This is a genomic window from Nocardioides sp. NPDC101246 (assembly GCF_044767415.1).
GTDB lineage: Bacteria > Actinomycetota > Actinomycetes > Propionibacteriales > Nocardioidaceae > Nocardioides.
Map to the genome: position 1 here is coordinate 189,559 of NZ_JBIWNX010000012.1, position 24,694 is coordinate 214,252.

The following is a 24,694-nucleotide window of genomic DNA, read 5'->3' on the forward strand; positions in this document are numbered from 1 at the left end:
GGGATGGAACAGGTCACCGAGGCGCTCGGCGGGCGGATCGCCTACGGCGCCGACTACAACCCGGAGCAGTGGCCGGAGGAGGTCTGGGACGAGGACGTACGCCTCATGCGGGAGGCCGGGGTCAACCTGGTCAGCGTGGGGATCTTCTCCTGGGCCCTGCTGGAGCCCGAGCCGGGGACGTACGACTTCGGCTGGCTCGACCGGGTGCTCGACAAGCTGCACGCCGGCGGGATCGCCGTGGACCTGGCGACCGCGACCGCGAGCCCGCCGCCGTGGTTCCTCGAGCGTCACCCGGAATCGACGCTCGTCGACCAGATCGGCAACCCGCGCGCGTTCGGTGCGCGCCAGGCGTACTGTCCCTCCTCGGTCGCCTACCGCGATGCCGCCACGACCCTCATCGCCGAGCTGGTCAAGCGTTACGACGACCATCCGGCGGTGGCGATGTGGCACGTCAACAACGAGTACGGCTGCCACAACGACCACTGCTACTGCGATGCCAGCGCGGTGGCCTTCCGGCACTGGCTGCAGGAGCGCTACGGCGCGGTCGAGAGACTCAACGAGGCGTGGGCGACGGCCTTCTGGAGCCAGGGCTACACCCGCTGGGACCAGATCGGGCCGCCGCGACAGGTCTCCTACGGCAACTTCGCCAACCCCGGACAGCAGCTCGACTGGTGGCGGTTCTGCTCCGACGAGATCCGCGACCTCTACCGGGTCGAGGCCGCGGCGGTGCGGGCGCACTCCGACAAGCCGCTGACCACCAACTTCATGGGGTTCCGCAAGTCGCTCGACTACCGGAGCTGGGTCGATGTCGGGGACCTCGTCTCCAACGACCACTACCTCGCCGCCGCCGACGAGGACCGCACCCCGCAGCTCGCGATGACCGCCGACCTGACCCGCTCCTGGGCCCGCGGTGAACCGTGGCTGCTGATGGAGCACTCCACCTCCGCGGTCAACTGGCAGCCGCGCAACATCGCCAAGACCGCCGGCGAGATGCGTCGCAACTCCTTCCAGCACGTCGCCCGCGGCGCGGACGGCGCCCTGTTCTTCCAGTGGCGCGCCTCGCGCGGTGGCGCGGAGAAGTTCCACTCGGCGATGGTCCCGCACGCCGGCACCGAGAGCCGGCTGTGGCGAGACGTCGTACGCCTCGGGGCTGATCTCTCCGCGATCGCGGAGGTCGCCGGCACCCGGGTGGAGCAGGCGAGCGTCGCGATCGTCTTCGACTGGGACTCGTGGTGGGCGGCGACCTTCGACTCGCACCCGTCGGTCGACGTCGACCCGATGGCGACCGCCCGCGCCTGGCACAAGGCCTGCTGGGCACGCAACCTCGGTGTGGACATCGTCGGCGTCGCCGACCCGCTCGACGGCTACGACGTCGTGGTGCTGCCCGTGCAGTACCTGCTCTCCGAGACGACCGTCGACCGGCTCACCACCTTCGTCGAGGCCGGCGGCACGCTGGTCGCCACCTACTTCACCGGGATCGTCGACGAGCACGACCACATCCGGCTGGGCGGCTACCCGGGCGCGCTGTCGGATCTTCTCGGGGTCCGGATCGAGGAGTTCTGCCCGCTTCCCGAGGGCGACGAGATCCCGCTGACCGCCTACGGCTCCGGCGCGATCTGGAGCGAGCGCGGCCGCGCGGTCGGGGCCGATGTCGTGGCCGCGTACGCCACCGGCGACTGTGCCGGCGACCCGGCCGTCACACGTCGACGCGTGGGCAAGGGCGCCGCCTGGTACGTCGGCACCGAGCTCGCTCCCGACGCCCTCGACACCCTGGCCACCCAAATCTTCACCACGACCAAGCCGGTCGTCGGGGGCCTCCCCGAGGGCGTCGAGGCGATCCGGCGGGTCGGTGAGCAGGGGACGTACGTCTTCGTCATCAACCACACCCACGAGGCGGTCATCGTCCCCGTGCGCGGCACCGACCTGCTCTCCGGTAACGAGGGCGGCCCGCACCTGGTCCGCGCGGGTCAGGTGGCGGTCATCCGGGAGACTCGCTAAGGGTCTATCGAGAATACTTTCACTTGCGATACAATCATCGGTGAAAGTATTTTTGGAGGGTGTGAGGTGATCCATGTTCGTCGGGCGAGCTCGAGAGCTGGCTGCACTCGACCGTGAGTTCGCGGCCGTCACGCGCGGCAGGCGGCTCGATCGTGGGGCGGCGGTGCTGATCCGTGGCCGGCGGCGCGTCGGAAAGTCGCGTCTGGCAGCCGAGTTCGTCGCTCGGCACCAGGTGCCGTACGTCCACTTTCAAGCCGCCCGAGGGGCCTCCCTGGCTCAGGAGCTTGCGTCGTTCTACGAGGCGATCGCGGCTTCGAATCTGCCGCTGGCCGATCTCGCCCGGGGCATGTCGTCGCAGAGCCTGTCGACCGCCCTCCAACAGCTCGCGACGTTGCTTCCCGAAGACCGCGCATCGGTGGTCATCCTCGACGAGATCCCCTGGCTCCTGGAGGCCACGTCGGGAGGTGCCGGTGAGCTGCAGCGCGCCTGGGATCTGCATCTGTCCCGCAAACCGGTCATGCTCCTTCTGCTCGGCAGCGATCTCGGGATGATGGAGCGGCTGACCGGTCCCGAGGAGCCGTTCCACGGACGAGCCACCGAGATGGTGCTGCACTCGTTGTCGCCGAGCGACGTCGCGGAGATGACCGGAACGCACGGTGTCGATGCCTTCGATGCCCATCTGGTGACCGGCGGCCAGCCCTTGGTGGCGCAGGAGTGGGAGCCGGGGATGACCCTCGACGACTTCCTCGCAGACAGCTTCAGCCACTCGACCAGTGCGTTGCTGGTCCATGGGTCTCGGATCCTCGACTCCGAGTTCGGCGAAGGAAGCACCGCTCGCCAGGTGCTCCGGGCGATCGGCGGACTGGGCGAGCGAACCTTCACCTCGATCCAGCGAGGCATCCTCGGGCCCGCCGCGGTCAGCGCAACCCTCACGCGCACCTTGGCCCTCCTGGCGGACAAGCGGGTGACCGCGGCCGACGAGCCGCTCTCGACCAGATCCGCGCCGAAGGACCGGCGTTACCGGATCGCCGATCCGGCCTTGAAGTTCTGGCTGGCGTTCGTCGAGCCGTCTCTGCTCGATGTCGACTCTGGCCGCCCGGACGTGGCGCTCGCGAGGGTGCGAACCGGCTACACGTCGTGGCGCGGTCGGGTGATCGAACCGGTCGTACGCGATGCCGTCTTCAGGCTGGGGCGTGAGGACTGGCCCGACGTGCGAGCCGTCGGCGGGTGGTGGCCGCGCAGCAACAATCCGGAGATCGATCTGGTGGGTGCCAACACGCGCCCGGCACATCAGATCGCGTTCGTAGGCACGGTGAAGTGGCGTTCGGACAAGCCACTGAGCGAGCGCGACCTGCATCAGCTGGCGCAGGACTCGGCTGCAGTGCCAGGCGCCGACCCGCTTACAGATCTGGTGGGAGTCTGTCCGGCTGGTGCCGAGCCGGGGGCGGCGTTCGCGAAGGTCTGGACTGCCGACGACCTGCTCAGCGCGTGGCGCTAGACCGGTAGCGGCGGGGCTTGCCCTCGCTCAGGTCGGCGAGGGTCTCGACGCGGTGGACGGTGACGTCGCGGGCGAGCATGGTGGCGAGGCGTTCGGTGGCGAGGGCCGCGTCGCCGCCGGCGATGGTCGCGACGACTGTGCCGTCGGCGGCCTGCTCGACCGACCAGCCGCGGGCGCCGGCGTCCTGGAGGTGCTGGGTGAGGTCGACGCAGGGGACCGAGGCGCCTGACGGGGTGGTGAAGACGGTGGCCTCGCGCCCCTCGAGGGCATCGATCGCGAGCCTGCCGCCGACGCGGACCAGACGGCCGGTGTCACCGGTGCGGTAGCGGACCAGCGGCAGAAAGGCGTTCTCACCTGCGGTGACGACGATCTCGCCGATCTCGCCCTCGGAAAGAGCGGAGCCGTCGGGGCCGAGGATCTCGACGTGCACCCGGCGGTCGGCGACGACGAACGGGCCGCCGTCGGTGCTGACCGCCACCGGCCGGGTCTCGTGCAGCCCGTAGACGTCGATCACCGGGCACGCGAAGGTGTGCTCCAGGTCCGCGCGCAGCGTCGCGCTCAACGCCATCGCCGAGGAGATGATCGCGATCGGGCGTACGACGTCACGGAGGTCGAGCAGGTGCTCCAGGGACGTGGGATGCCCGGAGATCACCTGCGGGTCGGCGTCACGCAGGAACGCCCGCTGGTCCGCCGTCTGCCACTCGCCGGGATGCAGGTTGACGCGCGCCACCAGGCTCTCGCCGAAGCCGGGTGCGACCGAGACGTACGTGAACGCCTGGCGCTGCCACACGACCTGCACCACGGCGAACCGGTCCGGATCCGGCGCCCAGCCGCCGCTCAGCCGGGTGACGATGTCACGCAGCCAGTGGAACCCGCGGGCCAGCTCGTCGGGGTCGTCGGGCATCACCAGCGCCGCGCCGGTGCTCCCCGAGGAGGTTCCGTGCAGCATCCGCCCGTAGTCGGCGTCCAGCGGCACGAACCCGCCGATGTCGTCGACCAGGTTCTGCCGGTTGATCAGCGGGAAGTCGCCGAGCGCGTCGAGCGGCCCCCGATGCCGCCGGTACGCGGGCAGCTCCCGTGCCACGGCCAGATGCTCCTCGAGCCAGCCCGTGACCGGAAGCTGTGACCGGGCCGACTCCTGCTCGGCCGGAGTGAGCCGGTGGCCGACCCGGTGCCGCCAGACCGGTGCCGCGGGATGGCCGTCGGCCGCGGCCAGCCGTGCGGATCCGGCGGCGGACAGGCCCGGCCAGCGTTCGGCGTCGGTGAGGGCCGCCGAGGCCATTGGGGTGTATTCGGCCAGGTCAAGCGGGTCCTTCGGTGATTCCGTCACGGTCACTCCGGGCTGTAGCGGCTGGCGGCCTCACGCGCTCGGGCCTCCTCGAGCCGCCGCCGGATCTCGGATCGGTGCTCGCGGTCGCGCCGGGCCCGCTCGAGCGCCTCGGCGCGGGCGGCGGAGTCGAGGCGGGACAGGATGGCTCGGGCGTTCTGCTCGCTCTCGCCGCCCGGCCACTGGCCGCACCACAGCAGCAGAGTGCGTGCGGCCTCCTCGCGGCGCTCCGCCTCGTCGACCCATCGCTGCGGCTCGACGACCGCGGCGAGCCGCAGCGACATCGCGAGCAGTGCCCGGTCGAGCCGGTCGACGCGGAGAGCGGTCGAGAGCGGCCCGGCCAGCTCCTGGGAGGAGACCAGCCACAGCACCACCGCGGCGCTCTGCCGTGCCACGACCTTCGAGGTCGCCGAGGCCTTCCGGGCAGCCGCGATGACCGGGCCACCGGACTCGTCCAGCACGTCTCCCGCCAGCGCCACGACGTCGACGGCCTCGTCGAGGAACCACGACGGCGTGGTCGAGATCCGCGCCATCACCTCGTCGACCGTCGGTCCAGGCGTCAGTCCGTCCCAGGCGGCATCGAGATCGAGCTCCTCGTCGAGCCAGGCCTCGAACAGCTCCTCGTCAGCCACGGGCTGCTCCTTCCGGGGTGTAGGCGGCGATCCGTGCGGCGAGCGCGGCGCACGCCGCGGGCGCCTGCATCACGTCGGGGATCTCGGCGACGTCGTAGCCGAGCCGCTCGGCCTGCTCGCGCGACTGCCCGCGCCAGTGTCCGATGATCATCAGTGACCCGGTGTCGATCACGCGCCGCACGTCGGCGGCGACGTCGGCGTACTCCTCCTGGCCGCGGCCCAGGAACGTGTCGAGCCCGGCGTCGGAGAGGACGACGAGGTGGCGCTGCCCTTCGGCCGGTCGCTGGCTCTCGGGGTAGCGGGCCCGCAGGAGGTCCAGGGGAAAGGTCGTGCCGCCGCCGAAGTAGGTGGTCAGCTGGCGCATGATCTCGACCCGGTCGCGGGTGTAGGTGCTCTCGCCGGCGACCTGCCCGGCCGAGCTCCACGAGGTGACGCGCACGCGACCGCCGCCACGCAGCACCGAGAGCGACAGGATCGTCCCGGCGACGATCGCCGCCGAACCGCGCTGCGGATGCGTCATCGACCCCGAGGAGTCGAGGTAGAGGTCGAGCAGTACCGGCTCGTCGTCCGGCTCGGGCTCGTCCGGGATGAACGTACGCCGCCGAGTGGTCACCCCCGGCACGAACACCGCTCCCGTGGTCAGCGTCGCCGGCCAGTCCAGCTCGGCGAGGTCGTCGCCGAGCCCCCACTCCTCCAACGGACCAGGGATCGCGGGCCCGGCGGGAGCGAGCCCGCGCTGCACCAGCGGTGCGACGTGCGGACGGGCCTCGGCCTCGTACCAGGCCGCCATCACCGCGTTGGGGTCGGCGCCGGCCAGCAGCTCCAGCGTCCGGGCCAGGCCGAGGGCCTGCCCGCTGCCGTCGTCGGCGGCTCCCGCGGAGCCTTCCGCGACGACCACCTCGGCGTCCTCCGGATGGACCAGGGGCTTCTGCAGTCGCGGGTCACCGATCGCGCCGGCGAGCTCGGCCGCGGTGGGCGCTCCCGGCGACTCCTCGTGACATCCGGTGTCCTGGAATCCGAGCAGCAGGTAGGGCACCATCACCATCGCCCAGGGCACCGCGCCGCTGACCGGGTCGGCGGCGAGCGTACGCACCACGTCGGCCACCGTCGTCGCGTCATGAGCAGGGTCGAGGCCGGCCCGCGGGTCGTACTCGAGGTCGGCGAGATCGCGCTCCCGCTGCTGCACCTCGCGCTGGGCCCGCCACCGGTCGGCGCGCTCCTTGGGGAGGCCCTTGCGGCGCTGGTTCTTGACCTGCTGCCGGAGGCGCTGGATCTCTCGCTCGTAGGCCGCCTTCCACCCTGTCGGAGCCTCCGGCCAGGCCAGGGTGCCCTCGGGGAGCCGCCAGAGCAGCTCGTACGCCCGCTGCACCACCCACCACAGCTCGTTGTCGTCGGCGCCGCGCAGACCCTTGGCCAGCGCGGGCGCCGCGAGGGCCCGGGTGAGCTGCACTATGTCGGGGGTGTCGTCCGGGGCGAGCCGAGCGCGCTGCAGCTGCATCACCCGGTCGTTGATCAGCATGTCGGACCACAGGTTGGCGCAGAACCCGCTCGCCGCGGCCAGGTCGAGGCGGTGCTGCCGGTCGTAGAGGTCGATCACCCGGGCCATCTGCTGACGGATCTTCAGCGAGTCGACCCGGGTGCTCGGGGAGAGCACGTGGTGACCGATCTCGTGAGCGAAGACGCTGGTCAGATGCCCTTCTCCGCCGTGGCGGACGAGCTCGCCGGGGTCGACGTTGACCTCCGGCGGGAACCCGAACCAGGCGAAGCTGCGCTCCTTGGAGCGGGTGTGCACGACCGGGTCGTGGAGGTCCACGCCCCACAGGTCGAGGGCCTCCTCCCAGGCCTCGCGCTCCGCCGCGGTCGGTGCCCTCACGCCGCCTCCCGCACGACCTCGAGCAGGTAGGACGTGGGCACGCTGACCACCCGGATGCCGGCGGTGCCTGCGTCAGAGTCCGCCGGATCGTCGCCCGCCAGGGAGACCGAGTGGCCGAACAGGTCGGCGTCGACCTGCCACAGCTCCTCGCCGACCTCCACCAGCCACCGCCCCTCACCCGCCGCGATGACGTCACCGGGATGCGCCAGCCAGGGCCCGCCGAGCCCCGCGAACCCGCCGATCCGGGCGATCAGATAAGCACGCCCGAGGTGCTGCCAGGCGGGCCAGAAGAATCGGTCCGTACGCTGCCCCTCGGCGAATCCGGCCACCTCGGCGCCCGGCATCCCGAGCGTCGCGCCGAGCGCATCGGTCAGCCCGGCATCGACTCCGGCCGACAGCGCCCGGAGGGCGTCCGTACGCAGCCCGATGACTCCCGCTCGCCAGGCGGCGACGGCCGCCAGGTCCTGGACCGCCGCGGCCTCGGGTGTGCGGCCGGCGGACAAGCCGGCCGCCAGCGACGTACCGAAGAGTCCGGTGTCCCCGCCCCAGCGCGCGACGTTGGTCTCGGCGAGCTCCAGGTCGAGGCCGGCGACGACCGGCAGGTTCACCGGCTCGCGCCGGGACGATGCGTTGACCGAGTGCCCGGGCCGCCGGATCACGCCCCCTCCAGCCAGTGGAGGTAGTTGGAGTAGCGCTGGTGGAGATACTTCAGCGCGACCAGGTCGTCGTAGTCGCGGCCGTAGATCTTGCCGACCTTCGAGATCCGGCCGACCTCCGACTCGATCCGGGTCAGCCGCTGCGAGACGGTCAGCCGGTCGAGCCCGTCCAGCCCGCCGCCGAGCTCGGCGAGCAGGTCGCCGACGGGGTCGGCAGCTTCGAGACCGAGCGCGACGAACTGCTTCATCGCGGTGTCGAAGAGGTCGACGAGCCAGGAGGCGGGGTCGTGGGCGAGCTCCTTGTCGCCGGCCTCGAAACGCGGGTGCTGCGGGTTGGGCAGCAGCTTCCCGCGGAGCACGAACGGCACCATGGCACGCACGTCGTCGAGCCCGACGGACGAGGCGCCGCGGAACCAGGCCGAGGCCTTGGCGTACAGGATCAGGGTCTGCAGGGCTCGGACGGAGAGTCCGTTGAGGGTCTGCGCGCCGAGATCGACGACCAGGTCGGCGCCGGAGTTGGCGTCGATGACCGCGCTCACGTCGCCGCCGGCGGTCGCGACGACGTCCTTGGTGCGGTACTCGAAGCGCCGCCCGCCGTGCTGCACGAACTCGAACTGCCCGGTGAAGTACTCCAGCTTCCGGCGTACGTCCGCGGGCAGCGGCACCGCCCGGATCGCGGCCAGCATCGTCGACTGCTCGTCGGGGGAGAAGACCAGCGAGGACGGGACGTGCTCCTCGGGGCGCTCGCCGGCCTCGACCCGGGTGACCAGCTCGTCGAAGAAGCGGCCGTTGAAGCCGAAGGCCTGGACGGTGACGTCGAGTCGGTCCTTGAGGGCCTGGATGACCTGGAAGGTGCCGCCGCCGGAGTCGTCGTTGGCGGTGAAGAACCAGCTCTCGACGCCCTCCGCCGGAGCCGTCCTGCGCAGCTGGTCATGGCTCTCCACATACCCCTCGGCGACCATCGTCAGCAGCGCCGACTGGGTCTTGGTGGGGATGCGGTTGTACTCGTCGACGATCTTGACCTTCTCAGTCAGCCACGACTTCCAGGCGATCGTGATCTCCGCGAGCGACCCCGCCGCCACGAGGTCACGCGGCAGCGGCAGCCCGACCAGGTCCGACACGGTCAGCTGCGGCTGCCCCTGCTGCAGGTGGCGGCGTACGTCCTCCGGGGCCGCCCCGGACAGCACGCCCATCAGCACCGCGAGCGTCGTCTTGCCGCGTCCGGGCCCGCCGACCATCAGGCACTTCCCGCCGACCGCGAAGGTGAGCAGCGGCAGCAGAACGTTGGAGGAGTAGGCCGGCTGGGTCGGCAGCGTGATCTCCGCCCCGGCGTCGCCGAGCGGGAACCGGTTGGCCTTCGCGGCGTCGAACTCGACGTCGTAGAACGGCGAGATCACGGCCTTGTTGACCAGCCAGAAGTACGTACGCCGCAGCTTCTCGTCCAGCGCCACGGTCTCGTCCGGAGACCTGAAGAGGTCGGCGGCGGTCAGCCCGTCACGCGGCCCACCGTGCTGGACGTGCGGCACCGTCGGCGAGGCCGACGTCTTCTGCCAACGATCACTCATCTTTCGAGCTCCTCCAATGACGGGCCGATCCGGTTGCTTCGCCCGAGCAGCGGCTCGAGGAACTCGTGGGTCGCGGCGAGGCGTTCGGCCACGCTGCCGCGGACCTCGATCCACGGCACCGGCTGGCCGGCCAGCACCTCGCGGAACCGCTCCTGCATCCCGTGCCGGACGTGCTCGCCGTCGCGCATCCCATCCTGCACGAAGTCGATCTCGTCCCCGGCCAGGACGTAGGCGACCGGACTGTGTGCGGTGGCGCGGGCCACCAGGTGAGCGGGTGTCGGGCCGACGTAGCGCTCGTGCCACAGCGTCGTCGCCAGCACGTCGGTGTCGCAGACCAGGACGGGCTTCGGCACCCGGCGCCGGGCGGCGTCCTCCCAGCCGATCTGCCGGTCCACGATCAGGTCGAACTCGTCGCTGCGCCAGGGCGTGAACAGGCCGCCGGGGCGGATCTCGGACCAGAGCCGGCCGTACTCCGGGACGCAGTGTGTCCCCAGGTCGACGGCCAGTCTCGAAGCCAGCGTCGTGGTCCCGGTCGACTCCGCTCCGAGCACGACGACGCGCTCGGTGAGCCAGGCACGGACCGGGGCGGGCAGCTCGGCCCAGTGGGCGGTCGGGTCGCGACGGATCGCGGTGCCGGAGACCGCGTTGAAGGCCCTCCCCGGGTCGACCTGGACCCAGGTCGCGTCCAGCCGCCGGGCGAGCTCCTCGCCGTAGGCGTCGGAGGAGAAGACCGCGTCGACCGGGGCCGGGAGCAGCTCGGAGATGACGACCATGTGCTCGTCCCACGCCGCCGGGTCGTCGAAGTCGACCCTCGCCTCGTCCATCGCGGCGACCACGTGGGCGGTCGGGTGCTCCTCGCGCAGCCACTCCGCGCGCACCTCGAGCGGGATGGTCTCCACCTGCGAGCCGAGGAGCTCGACGGTGACCCGGTCGCAGGCCCGCAGCGCGGTCCGGATGAGCGCCTGGTGGCCTGCGTGGAACGGATAGAACTTCCCGAGCACCAACCCGTGTTGGAAAGACCTCTCAGACACCCGCGACCTCCGGCTCGCGGGTCGGGACCAGCACCCGGCGCCAGTCCCGCAGCGCGACCAGGACGATCACACAGAAGCCGAGGTAGAGCACCGCGGTCGGCCACAGCCCCTTGTAGGCGTACAGGCCGACGGAGACGACGTCGACGGCCAGCCAGACCAGCCAGCACTGCCACCAGCGCCGGTTGAGCATGATCTGCGCGATCACGCTGCCCGCGGTGACGGCGGCGTCCGGGACCTCGGTGGTGGAGTCGGTGAAGGCGTGCAGGACGTACGCGATCGCCGCCAGCGCCACCACGAACCCGAGCGCCATGAGCAGGAGGGTCCCGGCCGAGGCGACCCCGACGAACGCCTCGTCACGGCGCAGGTGCGCCGCCGACTCCCGCCTCCGGGCCAGCGCCCAGTCGACCCAGCCGGTCACCGAGAGCACCATGAACATGACCTGCAGTGCCGCGTCGGCATAGAGCGCGCTCTCGGCGAAGACGACCAGGTAGAGCGCGGTGTTCGCGATCCCGATCGGATAGGTCCACATGCTCCGCCGCGCCGCCAGGATCACGCATGCCGCCCCGGTGACCACCCCGGCGATCTCGACCCAGTGCGCCACCAACCAACTCTGCATGGCCGAACCTTAAAGGAATGGAACGGCCCGGATGCTCGAGATGAGCATCCGGGCCGGGTCGAAGGAGGTGATCAGCGTCGGCCGACCGCCGCCTTCGCGTTGACGATGCCGCTGCCGTAGAAGCCGTTCGGCGCCTTGCCACCCTCACAGGTGTGGGTGGAGGTCGCCGTCGTGCCGTTGGGCAGGTGGCGTACGTAGGTGAAGTCGGCCGGCACCGGGCAGGCCTTGTCGGTGGCCGACCAGCGCAGGATCTTCTCGACCGTACGGGGCGAGAGGGTCTTGCCGGAGCGGTCGTGCTTGCCGTACTTGCCGACGATCAGCGCGGCCACACCAGCGGCGTGCGGGGAGGCCATCGAGGTGCCCTGCAGGTACTGGTAGTAGGAGCACTCACCGCTGGAGCAGTCCGAGACCGCCCACGGCACCAGGACCTCGCCGGTCGCCGGGTCGATCGCACCCTCGGCCACGCCCAGGTCGTAGGGGTAGGCGGCCAGGATGGTGGCGGCGTAGTCGCGCGTCCCGTCCGCGGTGTCGTACGCATCCCCACCAGGTGCCGCGACGTCGACGAAGCCGTCGCCGTAGCTGGAGTAGTAGGACTTGCGCTCGGACGGACCGGTGGCGCTGACCGCGATGACCCCGTTGCCCTCGGTGGGCATCGAGACGCACGACTCCGGGTCGAGCAGGTCACGGACGTAGGCGGCCTCGCCGGGCTCGCTGGCGTAGTCGGGGCTGCTCGCGTCGGTCTGCGGCTTGGTGTAGTCGATCGCCTGGTTGCCGGCGGCCGCGACGAGGGTGACGCCACGGGCGCGGGCGTAGTCGAGGGCACGCTGCATCGCGGTGATGATCGTGACCTGCTCGGCCTGGTCCGCGGCGGAGTCGGCCGGGTGGTTGGTGCAGTTGAACAGCCACGGGTCGACGTAGTAGCTCATGTTGACCACGTCGATGCCGTTGCGGCCGGCGTAGGTCAGCGCGTCGACCGACGGCTGCAGGAAGAAGTAGCCGGAGTCCTGGCCGGCGCGCAGGTTGACGATGTCGGCCTGCGGGGCGACGCCGGAGATGCCGACGCCGTTGACCGGCGAGGCGATGGTCGAGGCGACGTGGGTACCGTGGCCGTTCTCGTCGACGTCGGCCGCGTCCGTGCAGGAGGCGTCGGGCTCGTCCTCACACGGACCGTCGACCGCGGCGCCGTTGGCGTCGACCGGGATGTCGGTGGTGAAGTTGCGGCTCAGCTTCGCGTCGAAGTTGGGGGCGATGTCGGGGTGCGACCCGTCGACACCGGTGTCCAGGATGCCGACGCGGACACCCTTGCCGCGCTCGGTCTTGTTGGCCGCCGCGGCGTCGATCTGGGCCATGTCCCACTGCAGGCCGGAGAGCGGCTCGGTCTTGGGCTTGTGCTTCGGCGCCTTCGGTGCGCTGCCCTTGGTGCCACGGAACTCGGTCTCGACCTTCGACACCTCCTGCTTGCGGGCCTTGCTCGCCGCGTCAGGGGTGGTGGCGCCCACGATCCTGTCCTGGGCGGCGCCGACGAGGGCGCTCGAGGCGTTCGCCGCCCGGGCGAAGTCCTCGCCCGCGGTGACCGTGGCGACGCCGATGTCACTGTTCTCCGAGACGATCTCGCCCCCCGCGGCCTTCACCGCGGCACGGGCGCTGGCGGCCGAGGATCCCTCGGCATATGCCACGACATAGCGGACCTCCTGGTCGGAGGTGGCGTTGCCCGAGTTCGCCATGACGAGGGTGCCGGTGACCCCCAGCGCGACCGCGGTCGCGCCTGTCAACAACCTACGCATGCTGTCTCCATTCCGGATCCGGTGGCCGAGATTGTCGGGACCACCGCTGCCATGGCCCTTGTCGGCCCGACATAGCGTCCCAGCATGCCCTAGTCGGCATCGGTGCGAACAGGGTTTGGCGGGACCATCCCCCCAATAATTGGTTTGCGAGTGAGTGCTCACTCACTTACGCTCGTCAACGTGGACGAACGACGTACGCGGGCCAAGCCGATTCCCGCAGCAGACCGGCGCGCAGCGATCATCGCGGCGACCGAGGCGCTGCTGATCGAGCACGGCACGGCAACGACGACCAGGCTCATCGCCGAGGCGTCCGGAGTCGCCGAAGGCACCATCTTCCGGCACTTCCGCGACAAGCGGGAGCTCTACCGGGCCGTCGCCGAGAACGTCTTCAACCCCGTCCGGGCCGGCCAGTCGATGGCCGACGTCGTCGAGGGCAAGACGGACATCGAGGACAAGCTCCGGGCCGTCATCGACCTGCTCACCGCGTCCTCCCAGCGAGGCGTCCTCGTCATGATGGCGGTGCGCTCGGCGGTGATGGAGCAGCCCGACCCCGAGGGCGTACGTCCGCAGCACGGTCCTCCGAAGTTCCTCATCGAGGCCAACAAGGCCCTCGTCGACAACCTGACCAGGCTCGTCTTCGAGCCGCACGTCAACGAGCTGCGGCTGCCGCCGCGCAAGGCCGCGCTGGTGCTGCGCAGCCTCACGATCGGGGCCTTGCTCCCCGGTCTGAACCGAACGAATCAGCCGTTGAGCAGCGAGGACGTCATCGACGTGCTGCTCGGGGGGATTCTCATCAAGCACAGCCTGACCAGAGGGAATGACTGAATGCTTCTCCGACTGCTGCGGGATTACCTGCTCCCGTACAAGAGATTCCTGGTCGTCATCGCGATCCTGCAGCTCTTCTCGACCTCGGCCTTCATGCTGCTGCCCAGCCTGAACGCCGACATCATCGACAAGGGCGTGGCCAAGGGCGACACCGGCTACATCCTCGAGATCGGCGCGATCATGCTCGGCGTCGCGCTGGTGCAGATCCTCGCCTCGATCACCAGCGTCTACTTCGCCGCCCGGAGCTCGATGAGCTTCGGCCGCGACCTGCGGGCGGCGATCTTCGCGAAGGTCGGCTCCTTCAGCGCTCGCGAGGTCGGCCGCTTCGGCGCCCCGTCGCTGATCACCCGGACCACCAACGACGTCCAGCAGGTCCAGATGCTCGCCGTGCTCACCTGCACGCTCGCGGTGATGGTGCCGATGATGATGATCGGCGGCGTCGCGATGGCGATCCGCGTGGACGCCGGGCTCTCCTGGCTGCTCGCGGTCGTCATCCCCGTGCTGCTCATCTCCATGACCGTGGTCGTGCGCGGCATGGTCCCCAACTTCCGCAAGGTGCAGGAGCGCATCGACGCGGTCAACCGCATCCTGCGTGAGCAGATCACCGGCATCCGGGTGATCCGCGCGTTCGTCCGCGAGCGTCAGGAGACCGAGCGCTTCGCGAAGGCCAACGACGAGCTCACCGACGTCGCGCTGCGGGCCGGGCGCTGGATGTCGACGATGTTCCCGCTGATGATGCTGGTCATCAACGTCGCCAGCGTCGCGGTGATCTGGTTCGGCGGCATCCGGGTCGACGAGGGGTTGATGCAGGTCGGCCCGCTGACCGCTTTCCTGCAGTACCTGATGCAGATCCTGATGTCGATCATGATGGGCACCTTCATGCTCATGCAGGTGCCGCGCGCCGCGGTCTGCGCCGACCGGATCGCCGAGGTCCTCGACACCGAGACCAGCGTGACCCCGCCGGCGGCGGGAGTCACCGAGATCTCCCGGCACGGGCACGTCGACTTCACCGGGGCCGGCTTCACCTACCCCGGTGCCGACCACCCCGTTCTCCACGACCTCACCTTCGAGGCCAGGCCCGGCCAGACCGTCGCGATCATCGGCTCCACCGGCGCCGGCAAGACCACCCTTCTGGGCCTTATCCCGCGGCTCTTCGACGCGACGGCCGGAGCCGTTCGCGTGGGTGGGATCGACGTACGCGACCTCGACCCGGCCGCCCTGCGCAGCTCGCTCGGGCTGGTGCCGCAGAAGGCGTTCCTCTTCACCGGCACCGTCCGCTCCAACCTGCTCCACGGCAAGCCGGACGCCACCGACGAGGAGCTCTGGCATGCGCTCGAGGTCGCCCAGGCGCGTGACTTCGTCGAGCGGATGGCCCCCGAGGACGGCACCGGCCTCGACGCCGAGATCGACCAGGGCGGCACCAACGTCTCCGGTGGCCAGCGGCAACGCCTGGCCATCGCCCGGGCGCTGGTGAGGAGGCCCGACATCTATCTCTTCGACGACTCCTTCTCCGCGCTCGACGTCGCGACCGACGCCCGGCTCCGGGCCGCGCTCGCCCCCGAGACCCGCAACGCCACGGTCATCGTGGTCGCCCAGCGCGTCTCCACCATCCGCGACGCCGACAAGATCCTCGTCCTCGAGGACGGCGCCGTCGTCGGCGAGGGCACCCACGACGAGCTCCTCGCCGGCAATGCCACCTACCAGGAGATCGTCTCCTCCCAGCTCAGCGCAGAGGAGGCGGCGGCATGAGGCTGAATGCTCACCGAGGTAACTCGGTGAACGATCACCTCCTTCGTGGAACTCCACGAGGGAACTGCATCCGCACCGAGATACCTCGGTCAGCATCCGAGGAGGAGGCCGCGGCATGAGCGACCCGAAGGCCGGCCAGAACGGCCAGATGAAGAAGACCGAGCGGATCGTACGTCCCCAGGGCGGCCCGGGCCCGATGGGCGCGGGCGGCGCGGTGGGGGACAAGGCGATGAACTTCGTCCCCTCGGCGAAGCGGCTGCTGCGAAGGATGGCGCCGTACAAGGTCCATGCCTCCGCCACGATCGTGCTCGCCCTGATCAGCGTGACGCTGATGTCGCTGGGACCGTGGCTGCTGGGCAAGGCGACCAACATCATCTTCGGCGGTGTCTTCTCCAGGCAGCTGCCGGCGGGGGTGACCCAGGAGCAGGCGGTCGAGGGTCTGCGTGCCCAGGGCGACGACACGCTCGCCGACATGCTCTCCGGGATGGACTACGTCACCCCGGGCCAGGGCGTGGACTTCGACGCCCTGCGCAGCGCGCTGCTCGTCGTGCTCGCCGTCTACCTCGTCGCCTCCCTGCTCTCCTTCGTGCAGGGCTGGATCCTCAACTCGGTCGTCCAGGGCACCGTGAAGGGTCTGCGTGAGGACGTCGAGAAGAAGGTCCACAGCGTCCCGCTGTCCTACTTCGACAAGCAGCCGCGAGGCGAGCTGCTCAGCCGGGTCACCAACGACATCGACAACATCAGCCAGACCCTGCAGCAGACCTTCAGCCAGGTGCTGACCGCTCTCTTCACGCTGGTCACGGTGCTGTTCATGATGTTCTGGATCAGCCCGGTGCTGGCCCTGATCGCGCTGCTCGCGGTGCCGGTCTCGCTGGTGGTGACCGGCGCGGTGATGAAGCGGTCGCAGGGCCAGTTCGTGGCCCAGTGGCGCCACACCGGCAAGCTCAACGGCCACATCGAGGAGACCTTCTCCGGCCACGACCTGGTCAAGGTCTTCGGGCGTCAGGAGGAGGTCGAGAAGACCTTCGCCGAGGAGAACGACAAGCTCTTCGCCGCGTCCTTCAAGGCCCAGTTCATCAGCGGGATCCTGATGCCGCTGATGATGTTCGTCGGCAACCTGATGTTCGTGGTGGTCTGCGTGATCGGTTCGCTCCGCGTCGCCAGCGGAGCCCTGAGCCTGGGTGACCTGCAGGCCTTCATCCAGTACTCGCGCCAGTTCACCCAGCCCATCACCACCCTCGCCTCGATGATGAACCTGCTCCAGTCGGGCGTGGCCTCGGCCGAGCGGGTCTTCGAGCTGCTCGACGCCGAGGAGCAGTCGCCCGACGTCGGCGCTGGGCTGAGCGGAGCCGGAGCCGGCGAGGTCCGGTTCGAGCACGTCAGCTTCTCCTACGACGAGGACCGGCCGCTCATCGAGGACCTGTCCCTGGTGGCCCGTCCCGGGCAGACCGTCGCGATCGTCGGCCCCACCGGTGCCGGCAAGACCACCCTGGTCAACCTGATCATGAGGTTCTACGAGCTCGATGCCGGCCGGATCACCCTCGACGGAGTCGACATCGCCTCGATTCCCCGTTCCGACCTGCGCGAACGCACCGGCATGGTGCTCCAGGACACCTGGCTCTTCGAGGGCACGATCCGCGACAACATCCTCTACGGACGGCCGGGCGCGACCGAGGAGGAGCTCCTCGAGGCGGCCCGGGCGACGTACGTCGACAGGTTCGTGCACTCGCTGCCGGACGGCTACGACACCCTGATCACCGACCAGGGTGGCAACCTCTCGGCGGGCGAGCGGCAGCTGGTCACCATCGCGCGCGCCTTCCTCGCCGAGCCGTCGCTGCTGATCCTCGACGAGGCCACCTCCTCGGTCGACACGCGCACCGAGCTGCTCCTGCAGCACGCCATGGCGGCGCTGCGCTCGGACCGTACGTCCTTCGTGATCGCCCACCGGCTCTCCACGATCCGCGACGCCGACCTGATCCTGGTCATGCGCGACGGCGCGATCGTCGAGCAGGGCAACCATGCCGAGCTGCTCGAGGCCAAGGGTGCGTACGCCGAGCTCTACCAGTCGCAGTTCAGCCACGCTCTCGTGGAGGAGCCGGCCTGAGGTGTGAGGCTCTGAGAAATAACCCTTTGAACCCGGCCTGCCTCGGCGCCTACCGTTGAGGCACACGGGAAAGGAGGTGATCTGATCAGATGAAGAACGATCGGATGCGTGAGGTGGCTGCTCGCTAGCAGCTTCTCCAACTATGGATTAGGGCTGGCAATCCAACGGCAGCCACCCGACCCGCAGGCGTACCGGACTCATCCACCGGGTTGGCCACCTGGCCCGTCTGCGGGTCGCCCCGTTTTCGGACTGTCAGGACCAGCCGTGACCGGCGACAAGTTGTGTTTAGCAACTAATCCGACGTACATTGGTTGCCGATGTTCAACCAATTCGCGTGAGAGCCGAGTCCACACTTGTCAGAGTCCCAGCAGTCCTCGCAGGCCATCGCGGCGCCGCAGATGACCCACCGCCAGATCATGGAGGTCCTCTCCGGCCTGCTGATGGCGCTCTTCGTCGCCATGCTGTCCAGCACGTCGGTCGCCAACGCCCTGCCGCGGATCGTCACCGACCTCGACGGCACCCAGGGCGGCTACACCTGGATCGTCGTCTCGAGCATGCTGGCGATGACCGCGACCACCCCGATCTGGGGCAAGCTCGCCGACCTCTACAACAAGAAGGTCCTGGTCCAGGTCGCCCTCGGTCTCTTCATCGTCGGCTCGGCGATCTGTGGACTTGCTCCTTCGATGCCGGTGATCATCACCGGCCGCGTCATCGCGGGCCTCGGCATGGGTGGCATCGTCGCGCTGATCCAGGTGATCATCGCGATGATCGTCCCCCCGCGTGAGCGCGGCCGCTACTCCGGCTACATCGGTGCCGTCTTCGCGCTGGCGACGGTCATCGGCCCGCTGGTAGGCGGCGTGATCGTCGACTCCCCGGTCGGCTGGCCCGGCGTCTTCTACGTCGGCGTGCCGTTCGCCGTGGTCGCCTTCATCCTGCTCCAGAAGACCCTGCACCTCCCGCACGTACGCCGCGAGGTCAGCATCGACTACCTCGGCGCCTTCCTCCTGGTCGCCGGTGTCTCGACGCTGCTGATCTGGGTCACCCTGGGTGGCAGCTCCTTCGAGTGGGCCTCGCTGACGTCGTACGCCCTGGTGGCCGGCAGCGTCGTCGTGCTGGCCCTCGCGATCCTGGTCGAGGGTAGGTTCGCCAAGGAGCCGATCATCCCGCTGCGCCTCTTCCGGGACCGCACGATGGTCCTCTCCACCTTTGCCTCGTTCTTCGTCGGTGCCGGCATGTTCGGTGCGACGGTCTACCTGCAGCAGTACTTCCAGACCGCTCGCGAGATGACGCCGACCCACGCCGGCCTGATGTCGATCTGCATGGTGCTCGGGCTCTCCGGCGCGGGAATGATCACCGGACGTCTGATCAGCTCCACCGGGCGCTGGAAGCGCTACCTGGTCTTCGGCGGCATCATGCTGCCGATCGGGCTCTACCTGCTCAGCACGATCGACGAGCACACCAACCTTGCCCTGGTCGGCGCCTTCATGGCCGTCGTCGGTCTCGGTGTCGGTGCCACCAACCAGAACCTCGTCCTCGCGGTGCAGAACAACCTCGACAGCAAGGACATGGGTGCCGGCTCCTCGGTCGTCGCCTTCTTCCGGTCGATGGGCGGCTCGATGGGCATCGCCGCGCTCGGCGCCGTGCTCTCCCACCGGGTCGAGGACGTCATCACCGACGGCGTCCCCGAGCTGGTGGCCAGCGGAAAGATCACCCCCGAGGAGCTCCAGAGCCTGCAGAGCGGCGGGCTCGCCGACCCGGCCGGCATGCCGAGCGCGATGCAGGCGCTCTACGAGCACGCCTTCGCCGTCGCCACGGCCGATCTCTTCCTGGTGGCCATCCCCTGCGCGGTCGTCGCGCTGGTTGCGATCCTGGGTATCAAGGAGGTTCCGCTCAAGACTACGATCGAGGACCTCACCGAGGAAGAGATCGCTCCTGAGGTCGCCGCCGAGCTCGAGGCGGGAGGAGCCGGCCGCAGATGACAGAGGTGCCAGCCATGGACAACGCCGCCCAGGGCGAGCAGGTCGACGACGGCCCGCGCGCCGAGTCGCTCAGCCGGCTCGAGTCCGAGGTCGGTGTGCTCGTGTGGCGGGCCAAGCGGGCGATGAAGGCACGCGGCCGGATGATTCACCCGGATCTGCCTCCCGGCGGCTACCTGATGCTGACCTGGATCGCCGAGCGTGGTCCGGTGCGTGCCTCCGCGCTGGTCGACGGACTCGGGATCGACAAGGGAGCGGTCAGCCGGATGGTGCAGGCCATGATCGACCTGGGCCTGCTCGAGCGCCACCCCGATCCCGAGGACGGGCGGGCCAGCCTGGTCTCGGTGACCGCCGGGGCCCGCGACGGGCTCGACCGGGTGACCCGGGAGCGCCGCGTACGTTTCAACGACCGGCTGGCCGACTGGAGTCCCGACGACATCGACCGGCTCAGCGCTATGCTTTCCAGATACAACGAAGCCCTAGAACGCCAGGGCTCCTAGGGGATCGTGCAGTGATGATCTCTCCTGCAGGCCGACTTCGCTCGGGACACACCCTGCTGGGTTCGGTTTTTCTGACTGATTCAAGGATGTAGGATTAGCCCGTGAGCGATCTCATCGATACCACCGAGATGTACCTCCGCACCATCTACGAGCTGGTCGAAGAGGGAATCGTTCCGCTGCGCGCCCGCATCGCCGAGCGTCTCCACCAGTCCGGCCCCACGGTCTCCCAGACCGTCGCCCGGATGGAGCGCGACGGTCTGCTCACCGTCGAGGGTGACCGCCACCTGCAGCTCACCGACGAGGGCCTTCGCCTCGCCACCCGGGTGATGCGCAAGCACCGCCTCGCCGAGCGGCTGCTCACCGACGTCATCGGCCTCGACTGGGAGCTCGTCCACGAGGAGGCGTGCCGCTGGGAGCACGTCATGTCGGACACGGTCGAGAAGCGACTGCTCGACCTGCTCGGCGACCCGACCGAGTCGCCCTACGGCAACCCGATCCCCGGTCTCGACGAGCTCGGCGGCAAGCCCGCCGACGAGGACTTCATGGCCGGCGTCCAGTCGCTCACGGCCGCGGCGACCTCCGAGCGGGCCACGGTCCTGGTGCGCCGCATCTCCGAGGAGATGCAGAAGGACGAGTCGCTGATGAGCGCCCTGCGCCGAGTCGGTGCGACCCCGGACCAGACCGTCGCCATCAAGGCGACCGCCGACGGGGTCATGCTCGGCTCCGGTGGGGAGACCGCGGAGATCATCCCCGAGGCCGCCGACCATATCTTCGTCAAGGCCCTCTGACCCGCAGATTCGTCCCCGATCGGCTCCACGAGTCGTCTTCGAAGTGGCAACGCTGCGCCCTCTTTTGTAACCGCGGGTGAAATTCTCTCGACGTCAGCAGAATCTGGCACACGACTCTGGACCGATTACGTCCTAGATGCTTATGTTTGACGTGCAAGACCTGCTGGAGCGAGACCTTCAGCAATTGTCATGTCGAGACTTGCGGGGGTCTCCGGAGGGGAGAGCTCTATGGAGGTCGTTCATCTGCCCGCTCGCGGCCGCGAGCTGGATGAGACGTTCCGCCCAGTCGCCGTCCACCACACCGACACCGGCCTGACCCGACACCTCGAGCGCGGCGAGGAGATCGTGCTCACCGACCTCGGCGGCGACTACCACAGCGCCAAGGTGCTGCTGATCGACGAAGGCCCGGTCTACCACTTCTTCATCGGTGCCAGACTCTCCGTCGACGAGGCCGCCGGCCGCATGGCCGACCTGCCGCAGTCACGCTCTGCCTGAGCCGCTGAACCTGCTCTGTGCCAAGGTGGTGAGGAACTCGCTGGTCCCGACCTCCAGCTTGTACGTAGCCTCCCCATCGCCCCTGGTGGCGCCGCGGTTCACGATGACGACGGGGATCCCGGCCTTCGCCGCCCGGCGCACGAATCGATAGCCACTCATCACCGCCAGACTCGAGCCCGCGACGAGCAGCACGCCCTCCCCCTCGTGCCGCTCGCCGCGGAGCTCGACACTTCCCGGCCCCGCCAACGCGTCGACCGCCGCCATGCACCGGGCGACCCGATCCTTGGGGACGTTCTCGCCGAAGAAGACGACGTCCGGCTTGAGGATGCCACCGCAGATCTCGCAGTCGGGCACGACGAAGTCCTGGGTCTCCTCGAGCGCGACGTCACCGTCCGGCCGGGTCTCCACATCCGCGTGCGCCTCGGCCCAGCCCGCGTTGAGCGCCTCCATCTGCTCCTGGAGTTCGCGGCGCGGGCTCAGCGTGCGGCAGGACAGACAGATCACGTCGCTCACGCGGCCGTGCAGCGTCACGATCCGGCCGCTCCGGGCCAGCTCCGGCGCCGCCTGCTCGTGCAGACCGTCGACGTTCTGGGTGATCAGCAGCTCGGGGTCGATCGCGGCCAGGGCGCGATGGCCGGCGTTCGGCACCGCGCTGCCCATCCGTCGCCAGCCGAGGTGGCTGCGCGCCCAGTAGCGCTGCCGCTCCTGCGGCCCCGAGATGAACTGCTGGTAGGTCATCGGCTGCCGTGACGGGCTTCCCGGGCTGCGGTAGTCGGGGATGCCCGAGTCGGTCGAGACGCCGGCCCCGGTCAGCACCACGAGGCGCCGGTCCTGGAGGAGAGCCAGGGCTGATGCGTACGAATCCTCGGCTATCGCCCCGGGGGCGAGGGGCATCAGGCGTACCTCGCCTCGGCGCGAGCCTTGCGCTTCGCGGCCTCGACCTCGCGGTTCTTCTTGGGAGCGTTGGTGACCAGATCGTCGAGGAGATGCCGGGTGATGTGGGCGATCTCGGCGACGGCGTGGTCGAAGGCCTCCTGGTTGGCGGCCGAAGGCTTGGTGGTGCCGCTCACCTTGCGCACGAACTGCAGGGCGGCAGCGGCGACCTCATCGTTGGTGGCGGGCGGCTCGAAGTTGTGGAGCGGGCGGATGTTGCGGCACATGCCATCCACGGTACCTGGATCGACGCGACGGTTATCGGGATCGGCCGGGGGTGTGGGAGGGGGCCTGGCCACGCGGATGCGGGGGCATCGGCCCGCCGTTGGTCGCGGGTCCCTTGGCCTGCCGCACGTCGTCGGCAGGGGGCGCCGGCCGCGGCACGACACCTTCCTCGAGCAGTTGGCTCGCCATCAGGGCGGCCTGGGTGCGGTGGCTGACGCCGAGCTTGGCGAGCAGACCGGTGATGTGGTTCTTCACGGTCTTCTCCGCCAGCACCAGGCGGTCGGCGATCTGGCGGTTGGAGATGCCCTCGGCGAGCAGCACCAGGATCCGTCGCTGCTGCGGGGTCAGGTCGGCGACCACCTCGTGCATCCGACGGCGCTGCTCGACGTTCTGGACCACCTTGGCGGCCGCCTCGGGGTCGAAGAGGGTGTGGCCGCTGGCCACCAGGCGTACGCCGGAGACCAGGCTCGTCGCCTCGATCTGCTTGAGCACGTAACCGGCCGCACCGGCCATGATCGCCTGGCTCATCACCTCGTCGTCGGCGTCGTTGGCCAGGATCATGCAGCGGATGTCGCTCTTCATCGCCAGCGCCTCGCGGCACAGCGCCACGCCTGAGGCGTCGGGCATGTGGGCGTCCATGATGAGTACGTCGGGACGGAGCGTCGCGATCAGCATGCGTGCCTCGGCGGCGGTGCGGGCCTCACCCACGACCTCGATATCGGGCTCGGGCAGCAGGACCGTACGCACGCCGACACGCACGACATCGTGGCCGTCGGCCAGCAGAACGCTGATCACCGCGTCGCCCACAGGCTCGTCTCACTCATCTCGTTGTTGGGGATGATGCCGAAAGAAACCGCTCAAGAGTATCCCTATTGATGCAACATTTGATCACTGAGAGACCCGTGCCGTCTCGGATTTCGTTGCTTCTGGAAAGGTAGCGGTTATGACGTCTTCCCGCGATCTCGACATCGTCCTGTTCGGCGCGACCGGATTCACAGGCGGTCTGGTCGCCGGATATCTTGCCGAGCACGCGCCCGAGGGACTGCGCTGGGCGCTCGCGGGACGCTCCCTGTCGCGCCTCGAGACCGTCCGCGACGCGCTCGGCTCCGCCGACGTCGAGCTCCTCCAGGCCGATGTGCACGACTCATCCTCGCTGGCCGCGCTCGCGGCTCGTGCTCGCGTCGTGATCACCACCGTCGGGCCCTACCTGGAGTACGGCGAGCCGCTGGTCAAGGCCTGCGCCGAGGCCGGCACCGACTACGTCGACCTGACCGGAGAACCGGAGTTCGTCGACCGGATGTTCGTGAAGTACGACGCCACCGCCCGCGCCAACGGCGCCCGGATCGTGCACGCCTGCGGGTTCGACTCGATCCCGCACGACCTCGGTGCCTTCTACACGGTGCGCGAGCTCGCCGCCGGCGGCGAGATCACCGGGCCGCTGACGATGAAGGGCGTCGTCCGCTCCAACGCCACCTTCTCCGGCGGCACCTTCCACTCGGCCCTGGGGCAGATGTCGCGGCCCCGTGAGATGGCCGCGGCCTCGCGCGAGCGCCGGGCGATCGAGGAGCGGCCGGTGGGGCGTAGGTCTCGAGCCGCTAAGCCGAGTCTCGGCCGCGACCGCGAGCTCGGCTACTGGCTGCTGCCGCTACCGACGATCGACCCGTTCATCGTCGCCCGCTCCGGGCGGGCCCTGGAGGCGTACGGTCCGGCCTTCACCTACTCGCACTTCGCCGGGACCAAGACGCTGAGGTTCGCCGTCGGCGGCGTGGTGGGCGTCGGCGCCCTGGCCCTCGCGATGCAGGTGCCGCCGCTGCGGGCCAAGCTCGGCGAGCGGGTCAAGCAGGGCACCGGGCCCTCCGAGGGTCGGCGGGAGAAGTCGTGGTTCACGGTCGACTTCGTCGCCGAGTCCGGCGGCCGGAAGATCCACACCAAGGTCTCCGGCGGCGACCCCGGCTACACCGAGACGGCGAAGATGCTCGCCGAGTCGGCGCTCTGCCTGGCCTTCGACACGCTGCCCGAGACCGCCGGGTCGGTGACCACGGCGGTCTCGATGGGCGATGCGCTGCTCGAGCGGCTCCAGGCCGCCGGGATCCGGTTCGAGGTCGTCGACGCCGGCTGA

General features: G+C 69.7%; 21 protein-coding genes. 10 read left to right on the plus strand and 11 right to left on the minus strand.

Annotated features, from left to right (window positions below; genetic code table 11):
- The first annotated feature begins 3 nt into the window (after nucleotides 1–3).
- Together ACIRON_RS22005 and ACIRON_RS22010 are read left to right on the plus strand one after the other, a co-directional pair.
- A complete protein-coding gene (locus ACIRON_RS22005; RefSeq protein WP_402995473.1) occupies nucleotides 4–1,998 on the plus strand; it encodes a beta-galactosidase in 1,995 nt (664 codons plus the stop codon).
- Nucleotides 1,999–2,071: 73 nt separating this feature from the next.
- Nucleotides 2,072–3,496, plus strand: a complete 1,425-nt coding sequence (locus ACIRON_RS22010) for an ATP-binding protein (protein ID WP_402995475.1) — start codon at nucleotides 2,072–2,074, stop codon at nucleotides 3,494–3,496.
- Here ACIRON_RS22010 and ACIRON_RS22015 read toward each other — a convergent pair.
- The 8 genes from ACIRON_RS22015 to ACIRON_RS22050 all read right to left on the minus strand — a co-directional run bounded on the left by ACIRON_RS22015 (nucleotide 3,480) and on the right by ACIRON_RS22050 (nucleotide 12,980).
- Nucleotides 3,480–4,826, minus strand: coding sequence for a hypothetical protein (locus ACIRON_RS22015; RefSeq protein ID WP_402995477.1), 1,347 nt, complete (start codon nucleotides 4,824–4,826; stop codon nucleotides 3,480–3,482). The two genes, ACIRON_RS22010 and ACIRON_RS22015, sit on opposite strands and share 17 nt — an antisense overlap.
- Nucleotides 4,827–4,828: 2 nt before the next feature.
- The gene (locus ACIRON_RS22020; RefSeq protein WP_402995479.1) at nucleotides 4,829–5,455 is read right to left on the minus strand and encodes a hypothetical protein; all 627 of its coding nucleotides are present in this window, start codon (nucleotides 5,453–5,455) and stop codon (nucleotides 4,829–4,831) included.
- Nucleotides 5,448–7,328, minus strand: a complete 1,881-nt coding sequence (locus ACIRON_RS22025; protein WP_402995481.1) for a hypothetical protein — start codon at nucleotides 7,326–7,328, stop codon at nucleotides 5,448–5,450. The genes ACIRON_RS22020 and ACIRON_RS22025 overlap by 8 nt, the downstream gene beginning before the upstream one ends.
- Nucleotides 7,325–7,987, minus strand: coding sequence for a hypothetical protein (locus ACIRON_RS22030; protein WP_402995483.1), 663 nt, complete (start codon nucleotides 7,985–7,987; stop codon nucleotides 7,325–7,327). The genes ACIRON_RS22025 and ACIRON_RS22030 overlap by 4 nt, the downstream gene beginning before the upstream one ends.
- Nucleotides 7,984–9,549 (minus strand): hypothetical protein, encoded by a 1,566-nt coding sequence (locus tag ACIRON_RS22035; RefSeq protein WP_402995485.1) that lies wholly within the window; start codon nucleotides 9,547–9,549, stop codon nucleotides 7,984–7,986. The genes ACIRON_RS22030 and ACIRON_RS22035 overlap by 4 nt, the downstream gene beginning before the upstream one ends.
- Nucleotides 9,546–10,580, minus strand: a complete 1,035-nt coding sequence (locus tag ACIRON_RS22040; protein ID WP_402995487.1) for an AAA family ATPase — start codon at nucleotides 10,578–10,580, stop codon at nucleotides 9,546–9,548. The genes ACIRON_RS22035 and ACIRON_RS22040 overlap by 4 nt, the downstream gene beginning before the upstream one ends.
- Complete coding sequence (gene pnuC / locus ACIRON_RS22045) at nucleotides 10,573–11,196, minus strand: nicotinamide riboside transporter PnuC (RefSeq protein ID WP_402995489.1); 624 nt, start codon at nucleotides 11,194–11,196, stop codon at nucleotides 10,573–10,575. The genes ACIRON_RS22040 and pnuC overlap by 8 nt, the downstream gene beginning before the upstream one ends.
- Nucleotides 11,197–11,267: 71 nt before the next feature.
- On the minus strand, nucleotides 11,268–12,980 hold the full coding sequence (locus ACIRON_RS22050; protein WP_402995491.1) for a S8 family peptidase: 1,713 nt from the start codon (nucleotides 12,978–12,980) through the stop codon (nucleotides 11,268–11,270).
- Nucleotides 12,981–13,160: 180 nt separating this feature from the next.
- Between ACIRON_RS22050 and ACIRON_RS22055 the strand changes: the two genes are divergently transcribed.
- From ACIRON_RS22055 to ACIRON_RS22085, 7 genes are all read left to right on the plus strand, one after another.
- Nucleotides 13,161–13,805 (plus strand): TetR/AcrR family transcriptional regulator, encoded by a 645-nt coding sequence (locus ACIRON_RS22055; protein ID WP_402995493.1) that lies wholly within the window; start codon nucleotides 13,161–13,163, stop codon nucleotides 13,803–13,805.
- Nucleotides 13,806–15,554 carry an ABC transporter ATP-binding protein gene (locus tag ACIRON_RS22060; protein ID WP_402995495.1) on the plus strand — a complete coding sequence of 583 codons (1,749 nt, stop codon included), beginning with the start codon at nucleotides 13,806–13,808 and terminating at the stop codon, nucleotides 15,552–15,554.
- Nucleotides 15,555–15,669: 115 nt separating this feature from the next.
- Nucleotides 15,670–17,658 (plus strand): ABC transporter ATP-binding protein, encoded by a 1,989-nt coding sequence (locus tag ACIRON_RS22065; RefSeq protein WP_402995497.1) that lies wholly within the window; start codon nucleotides 15,670–15,672, stop codon nucleotides 17,656–17,658.
- 353 nt (nucleotides 17,659–18,011) lie between these two features.
- Nucleotides 18,012–19,637, plus strand: a complete 1,626-nt coding sequence (locus ACIRON_RS22070; RefSeq protein WP_402995499.1) for an MDR family MFS transporter — start codon at nucleotides 18,012–18,014, stop codon at nucleotides 19,635–19,637.
- Complete coding sequence (locus ACIRON_RS22075; protein WP_402995501.1) at nucleotides 19,634–20,134, plus strand: MarR family winged helix-turn-helix transcriptional regulator; 501 nt, start codon at nucleotides 19,634–19,636, stop codon at nucleotides 20,132–20,134. Before ACIRON_RS22070 ends, ACIRON_RS22075 begins: the two co-directional genes overlap by 4 nt.
- Before the next feature lie 101 nt (nucleotides 20,135–20,235).
- The gene (locus ACIRON_RS22080) at nucleotides 20,236–20,922 is read left to right on the plus strand and encodes a metal-dependent transcriptional regulator (protein WP_091042654.1); all 687 of its coding nucleotides are present in this window, start codon (nucleotides 20,236–20,238) and stop codon (nucleotides 20,920–20,922) included.
- A gap of 228 nt (nucleotides 20,923–21,150) precedes the next feature.
- A complete protein-coding gene (locus ACIRON_RS22085) occupies nucleotides 21,151–21,417 on the plus strand; it encodes a hypothetical protein (protein WP_091042652.1) in 267 nt (88 codons plus the stop codon).
- On the opposite strand, the gene ACIRON_RS22090 is transcribed toward ACIRON_RS22085, so the two are convergent.
- From ACIRON_RS22090 to ACIRON_RS22100, 3 genes are read right to left on the minus strand one after another with little or no spacing between them, the layout of a single operon-like run.
- Entirely contained in the window at nucleotides 21,403–22,311 is a 909-nt protein-coding gene (locus ACIRON_RS22090; RefSeq protein WP_402995504.1) for a Sir2 family NAD-dependent protein deacetylase, read from the minus strand. The two genes, ACIRON_RS22085 and ACIRON_RS22090, sit on opposite strands and share 15 nt — an antisense overlap.
- Nucleotides 22,311–22,577, minus strand: a complete 267-nt coding sequence (locus ACIRON_RS22095; RefSeq protein WP_091044268.1) for a DUF2277 domain-containing protein — start codon at nucleotides 22,575–22,577, stop codon at nucleotides 22,311–22,313. The genes ACIRON_RS22090 and ACIRON_RS22095 overlap by 1 nt, the downstream gene beginning before the upstream one ends.
- Nucleotides 22,578–22,608: 31 nt before the next feature.
- Nucleotides 22,609–23,370, minus strand: a complete 762-nt coding sequence (locus tag ACIRON_RS22100) for a response regulator (RefSeq protein WP_402995506.1) — start codon at nucleotides 23,368–23,370, stop codon at nucleotides 22,609–22,611.
- 148 nt (nucleotides 23,371–23,518) lie between these two features.
- Here ACIRON_RS22100 and ACIRON_RS22105 point away from each other — a divergent pair, with 148 nt between their 5' ends.
- Nucleotides 23,519–24,694: a saccharopine dehydrogenase family protein gene (locus ACIRON_RS22105; protein ID WP_402995508.1), complete on the plus strand. Its 1,176-nt coding sequence runs from the start codon at nucleotides 23,519–23,521 to the stop codon at nucleotides 24,692–24,694.